Source organism: Curtobacterium sp. MCBA15_001, from assembly GCF_001864835.1.
Taxonomy (GTDB): Bacteria; Actinomycetota; Actinomycetes; order Actinomycetales; family Microbacteriaceae; genus Curtobacterium.
Genome location: NZ_MJGI01000025.1, coordinates 365,618 through 371,605, shown reverse-complemented (window position 1 = coordinate 371,605; position 5,988 = coordinate 365,618). Strand labels below are relative to the sequence as shown.

Sequence of the window (5,988 nt, the reverse complement as noted above, 5' to 3'; positions counted from 1 at the left end):
CACCCGGGCCTCCCGGCCGTCCAGTGCATGCAGGCGGTCAGTGCCCGCGTCGGTTCAGCGAGCCGCCAGGACCGCGTCGTAGACGGCGCGGGTACGCGTCGCGATGGCGGCCCAGGTGAACTCGGTCTCCACGCGGAGTCGACCAGCGCGTCCCATGAGCTTGGCGAGGCCGAGGTCGGACAGGACCTCGTTCAGCGTGGCGGCCAGGTCGGCGACGTACTTGTCCGGGTCCGTCGGGGTGCCGGTGCCGTCGGTGGCTTGGTCGATCGGGACGATGCGCCCGGTCAGCCCGTCGGCGACGACCTCGGGGATGCCGCCGGTGCCGGTGCCGACGACGGGGATCCCGCACGCCATGGCCTCGAGGTTCACGATGCCGAGCGGCTCGTAGATCGACGGGCAGACGAACACGGTGCCGGCCGTCAGGACCTTGACGATCTCCTCGTGTGCGAGCATCCGGTCGATCCAGACGACGCCGTCGCGCTGCTGGCGGAGGTCGTGGACCAGGCCGGTGACCTCGGCCAGGATCTCGGGTGTGTCGGGGGCGCCGGCGCAGAGCACGACCTGGACCTCGGGTGGCAGGGACGCGACCGCGCGGAGCAGGTACGGCAGACCCTTCTGCCGGGTGATGCGGCCGACGAAGACGACGCTCGGCCGGTCCGGGTCGATGCCCAACGCGCGGACGGCGTCGTGGTCGACGACGGGCTTCCAGTCCTCGACGTCGATGCCGTTGTAGACGACGTGCACCTTCGCAGGGTCGATCGACGGGTACGAGCGCAGGATGTCCGCGCGCATCGCCTTCGACACGGCGACGACGGCGTCGGCCTGCTCGAACGACTCGCGCTCCATCCAGCTCGACAAGCGGTAGCCACCGCCGAGCTGTTCGGCCTTCCACGGACGGAGCGGCTCGAGCGAGTGCGCCGTGACGACGTGCGGGATGCCGTGGGTCAGCTGCGCGAGGCGGCCGGCGGCGTTGGCGTACCAGGTGTGCGAGTGGACCAGGTCGGCGCCCTCGACGTCGGCGGCAATCTGCACGTCGGTGCCGAGGGCCTGCAACGCACCGTTGGCGTCCTCGAGGCCCTGCGGGGTGCGGTAGGCCCACACGCCCTCTTCGTCACGGAACGCCCCGAAGGCGCGGACCCGCACCTCGGTGTCGGTCCCGGACCGCAGCGCCGAGGTCAGTTCGGCCACGTGGACACCAGCACCGCCGTAGACCTCCGGCGGATACTCCCTGGTCAGTAGATCGACTCGCACGGGTTCAACGTAACGGGTTCCCACTCCGGACGCCTACTGTGAACCACATGGCACCAAAGAAGGTCTTCGGCATCGTGCTCGCTGGTGGCGAGGGGAAGCGGCTCATGCCGCTCACGGCCGACCGTGCGAAGCCCGCAGTCCCGTTCGGCGGGAACTTCCGCCTCATCGACTTCGCCCTCTCGAACCTCGTCAACTCCGGCCTGAACAAGATCGTCGTGCTGACGCAGTACAAGTCGCACAGCCTCGACCGGCACGTCGCCGAGACGTGGCGGATGGAGGGCCTGCTCGGGTCCTACGTCGCGTCGGTGCCCGCGCAGCAGCGCCTGGGCAAGCGGTGGTTCGCCGGGTCCGCTGACGCGATCCTGCAGTCGCTCAACCTGCTGCGCGACGAACGGCCCGACATCGTCGTCGTGGTCGGTGCCGACCACGTCTACCGGATGGACTTCTCGCAGATGGTCGAGGCGCACATCGCCTCGGGCCGCAACGCGACGGTCGCGGCGATCCGGCAGCCGATCGGGCTCGCGGACCAGTTCGGCGTGATCCAGGTCGCGGACGACGACCCGACGAAGATCGACGCGTTCCTCGAGAAGCCCAAGGACGCGGTCGGCCTGGCGGACTCCCCCGGCGAGATCCTGGCGTCGATGGGCAACTACGTCTTCAACGCCGACGCCCTGGTGGACGCGGTCCTCCGCGACGGCCAGATCGAGACGAGCGCGCACGACATGGGCGGCGACATCGTGCCCGACTTCGTGGCCCGTGGCGACGCCGGCGTGTACGACCTGCAGCGCAACGAGGTGCCCGGGTCGAACGACCGCGACAAGTACTACTGGCGCGACGTGGGGACGATCGACTCGTTCTTCGACGCGCACATGGACCTGATCGCCCCGGTGCCCGTCTTCAACCTCTACAACACCGACTGGCCGATCTTCAACCAGCAGACGAACCTGCCGCCGGCGAAGTTCGTGCGCGACGGGAACGGCAACACCGGGTCGACGGTCGACTCGATCGTGTCGCTCGGCTGCCTGATGTCCGGGGCGCAGCTCGAACGCAGCGTCATCGGTCCCTGGTGCACCGCGGACTCCGGCGCGAAGGTCCTCGACTCGATCGTGTTCGATCGGGCGACCATCGGCGCCGGCGCCATCGTCAACCGGGCGATCCTCGACAAGGACGTTGTGCTCGCGCCGGGTGCCCAGGTCGGTGTCGACCGCGAGGCCGACGAGGCACGGGGCTTCACCGTGACCGACTCGGGGATCACCGTGGTCGGCAAGGGCGTCCGCGTCGAGGCCTAGCCGGCGTCACAGGGTGCGCGGCACCGCTACCGTGGTGGCGTGCCGCGCTTCCTCGTCGTCCTCGATGCCGACTCCACCCTGCTCGAGGACGAGGTGATCGAGCTGCTGGCCGACGAGGCCGGCACCCGGCCACAGGTGCAGGCGGTGACGGAGCGCGCCATGCGTGGCGAACTCGACTTCGCCGAGAGCCTCCGGGAGCGTGTCGCGACCCTGGCGGGCCTCCCGGCCGACGTCGTGATCCGCGCCCAGCAGGCGGTCCGCGTCACGCCTGGTGCAGATGTGCTCGTCCGGGGCGTCCACGCCGCCGGCGGCACGGTCGGCGTGGTGTCGGGTGGGTTCCACGAGGTGCTCGACCCGTTCGCTGCCGGACTCGGCCTCGACCACTGCCGGGCCAACCGGCTCGAGGTCGCCGACGGCGTCCTGACCGGGCGGGTCCTCGGCGACGTCGTGGACGCGGCCGCGAAGGCGGAGACCCTGCGGACGTGGGCCGCCGCGGACGGCGTGCCCGTCTCGCGGACGGTCGCGGTCGGTGACGGGGCGAACGACCTGGCGATGATGGCGGTCGCCGCGCTGGCGGTGGCGTTCGACGCCAAGCCCCGTGTGCGCGCCGAGGCGGACGTCGTGGTCGTCGACCGCGACCTGTCGGCCGTGCTCGCGACGCTCGGCCTGCGCGGCTGACGCGCCGCCCGCGGGGACGACGCTCGGCGCGTGCGTCGGGCCTAGTGACCCATCCCGAGGCCGCCGTCGACCGGGATGACCGCGCCGGAGACGTAGCCGGCCCCGTCGCTCGCCAGGAAGAGCGTGGCGTCGGCCACGTCGTCCACGGTGCCGTAGCGCGCCGCCGGGATCTGCTTCTTGAACTCCGCCTGCAGTTCCTCGGGGAGCGCGGCGGTCATGTCGGTCTGGATGAACCCGGGCGCCACGACGTTCGCCGTGATCCCCCGCGACCCGAGCTCGCGCGTGATCGACCGCGCCATGCCGACGAGTGCGGCCTTCGACGACGCGTAGTTGACCTGCCCGACCTGCCCGTAGGCCCCGACGACGCTCGACATGAGCACGATGCGGCCGAACTTCGCCTTCATCATCCCCTTCGTCGCCCGCTTGACGACGCGGAAGGTGCCCGTCAGGTTCGTGTCGATGACACTGGTGAAGTCCTCTTCCGACATGCGCAGGAGCAGGCCGTCGTTCGTGATGCCGGCGTTCGCGACCAGGACCTCGACCGGCCCGAGCTCCTGCTCGACGCGCGTGAAGGCGGCGTCGACCGAAGCGGTGTCCGTGATGTCGGCCTGCACGGTGAGAGCGCCCTCGGGTCCGCCGTCGCCGCTGCGTGACGTGACGGCCACCCGGTGTCCGGCGGCGACGAAGCGGCTGGCGAGGGCATGGCCGATGCCACGGTTGCCGCCGGTGACGAGGACGGTGCGGGGGGTGGTCATGACTGCTCCGTTCGGTGGGTCCGCGGGGCCTTCCCCCGCTGGCGCACCGGACGTCGACCGCCCGACACGCCCGCACGAGCCTACCCGGGCGGACGCGGACCGGACGATGCGGGCAAGTGTCGGTGGACGGGCTTAGGGTTGATCCTGGGCAGACGGAGATCGAACGCATGAAGACGACGCAACGCATCAAGTCCGCGCACTCGGGTTCTGGGCGCACGGGTTCCGGGCGCACGGGCGGATCGAACCGGCGCACGACGCAGAGCATCACGGCGCTCCCGGACACGCCGCAGCGCGACCGCAAGCACCGTCTGTCGCGCTACATCTGGCAGATGGCCGTGCGCGTGATCCTGTTCGTCGGTGCCGTCCTCATCTACACGGTGTTCCACAGCCCGCTCCTCGCCCTCGTCCCGATCGTGCTCGCCGGGGTCATCCCGTGGATCGCGGTCGTCATCGCGAACGCGGGCAGCCACACTGAGTCCGACTACGTCGCTCCCGCCGGTGGACTCGTCCGAGCCGCCGACTACGACCCCCGCCTCCGCGAGGCACAAGAGGTCGCCCGCGCCCAGGCGTACCGCGACGAGCAGGAACGCCTACGGCAGAACGCCCAGCACGCCCAGGAAGAGTGGCAGCGCAATGGCGACCGTTCGCGCGTCTGGGGCCACCGCTGATGGGGGCGACCTTCGACCTCTTCACCGAACCCGGGTCCACGCCGGTGTGCTCCCGGGCCGGGTGCAGCACCCCCGCCGCCTGGCGCATCAACTGGCGGAACCCGCGCATCCACGCCACCGACCGCGTCAAGATCTGGGCGGCGTGTGACGACCACCGGGACTTCCTCGCGGGGTACCTGCGCTCCCGGACGTTCCCGGTCCGCGTGACCGGACTCGACGAGGACGTCGAACACCTCGACGACGCCAAGCTCGACGCCCCGAAGAACGACGTCGGCGAGCGAGCGAGCGCCACCACCGAACGATGACCGAGTTCGACCCGCACAGCCGGTACGGCCGTCGCCACGCCGACCGCATCGCGCGTGCGGCCGAGCAGGACCGCCGGAAGGCCGCACTGACCGAGCGCGCGGACGACGGACGCGTGCACGACGGGCGTGCCGACGACGAGCCGTTCGTCGGCTGGGGCTTCGTCCGCAGCCGTCGCTGGCTCGGCTACCTCGCGATCGCCGTCGGGTTCGCGATCCTCTGCACGCTGTTCGGGATGTGGCAGTGGGACCGCCGGAACGAGGCCGTACGCGAGAACCAGCAGATCGCCGCGAACTACGACCACACGCCCGTGCCGGTGCAGGACGCCCTTCCCCGGGCAGGCAGCTGGAACGACGACCAGACGTGGCTGCGGGTCGAGGTCACCGGGCGCTACGACGTCGCCGACCAACTGCTCGTCCGCAACCGCGTGCACAACGGCCAGCCCGGCTTCGAGGTGCTGACCCCCCTCGTCACGGCCGACGGCCGCGCGTTCGTGGTCGACCGCGGGTGGGTCCCGACCGGCAACCGGCAGGACGCGCCCGACAGCGTTCCGGCTCCCCCGTCGGGTCAGGTCACCGTGGTGGCACGTCTGCAGCAGAGCGAGCCGCGCATCCCGGGGCGCACCGACCCCGCGCACACCGACCAGGTCCAGTCCGTGACGCTGACCGACGTGCAGAAGAAGCTCGACGCGCCGATCTGGACCGGGGCGTACGGCCAGCTCGCGTCGGAGTCCCCCGCACCGTCGCAGGCCCGTCCGCTCGGGTGGGACCGGCCGAGCGCGGACACCGGACTGCACCTGAGCTACTTCATCCAGTGGTTCATGTTCGCCGCCGGCGGGTTCGGCTTCCTGGCGTACCTGATGGTGCAGGAGTACCGGAACCTCAACCAGGACGACCCCGAAGAGCGGGAGCGCGCGCAGGAGCGCCAGCGCCGCAAGGACGCCAAGCCGAAGTCCGACGCGGACATCGAGGACGAACTCGTCGAGTCCACGCGTCGTTCCTGACGCGCACCGTCGGGCCGCGCACACGACGGACAGGAGGCCCG

General features: G+C 71.0%; 7 protein-coding genes. 5 read left to right on the top strand and 2 right to left on the bottom strand.

Annotation, left to right across the window (positions count from 1 at the left end; translation table 11 throughout):
• Positions 1-54 precede the first annotated feature (54 nt).
• Positions 55-1,251, bottom strand: coding sequence for a glycogen synthase (glgA, locus tag BIU90_RS13640; protein WP_071300735.1), 1,197 nt, complete (start codon positions 1,249-1,251; stop codon positions 55-57).
• 47 nt (positions 1,252-1,298) lie between these two features.
• Between glgA and BIU90_RS13635 the strand changes: the two genes are divergently transcribed.
• Together BIU90_RS13635 and serB are read left to right on the top strand one after the other, a co-directional pair.
• Positions 1,299-2,540, top strand: coding sequence for a glucose-1-phosphate adenylyltransferase (locus BIU90_RS13635; protein WP_071301038.1), 1,242 nt, complete (start codon positions 1,299-1,301; stop codon positions 2,538-2,540).
• 39 nt (positions 2,541-2,579) lie between these two features.
• A complete protein-coding gene (gene serB / locus BIU90_RS13630; RefSeq protein WP_071300734.1) occupies positions 2,580-3,218 on the top strand; it encodes a phosphoserine phosphatase SerB in 639 nt (212 codons plus the stop codon).
• A 41-nt stretch (positions 3,219-3,259) separates the two neighbouring features.
• Here serB and fabG read toward each other — a convergent pair whose 3' ends face one another.
• Positions 3,260-3,973, bottom strand: a complete 714-nt coding sequence (gene fabG, locus BIU90_RS13625) for a 3-oxoacyl-ACP reductase FabG (RefSeq protein WP_071300733.1) — start codon at positions 3,971-3,973, stop codon at positions 3,260-3,262.
• A gap of 167 nt (positions 3,974-4,140) precedes the next feature.
• On the opposite strand from fabG, the gene BIU90_RS13620 reads away from it, so the two are divergent.
• Genes BIU90_RS13620 through BIU90_RS13610 form a run of 3 tightly spaced genes read left to right on the top strand, consistent with a single transcriptional unit; the run spans position 4,141 to position 5,947 of the window.
• Complete coding sequence (locus tag BIU90_RS13620; RefSeq protein WP_071300732.1) at positions 4,141-4,641, top strand: DUF3099 domain-containing protein; 501 nt, start codon at positions 4,141-4,143, stop codon at positions 4,639-4,641.
• Positions 4,641-4,946, top strand: a complete 306-nt coding sequence (locus BIU90_RS13615; RefSeq protein WP_071300731.1) for a hypothetical protein — start codon at positions 4,641-4,643, stop codon at positions 4,944-4,946. Before BIU90_RS13620 ends, BIU90_RS13615 begins: the two co-directional genes overlap by 1 nt.
• Positions 4,943-5,947 carry an SURF1 family protein gene (locus BIU90_RS13610; RefSeq protein WP_083403957.1) on the top strand — a complete coding sequence of 335 codons (1,005 nt, stop codon included), beginning with the start codon at positions 4,943-4,945 and terminating at the stop codon, positions 5,945-5,947. Before BIU90_RS13615 ends, BIU90_RS13610 begins: the two co-directional genes overlap by 4 nt.
• Positions 5,948-5,988: the final 41 nt, after the last annotated feature.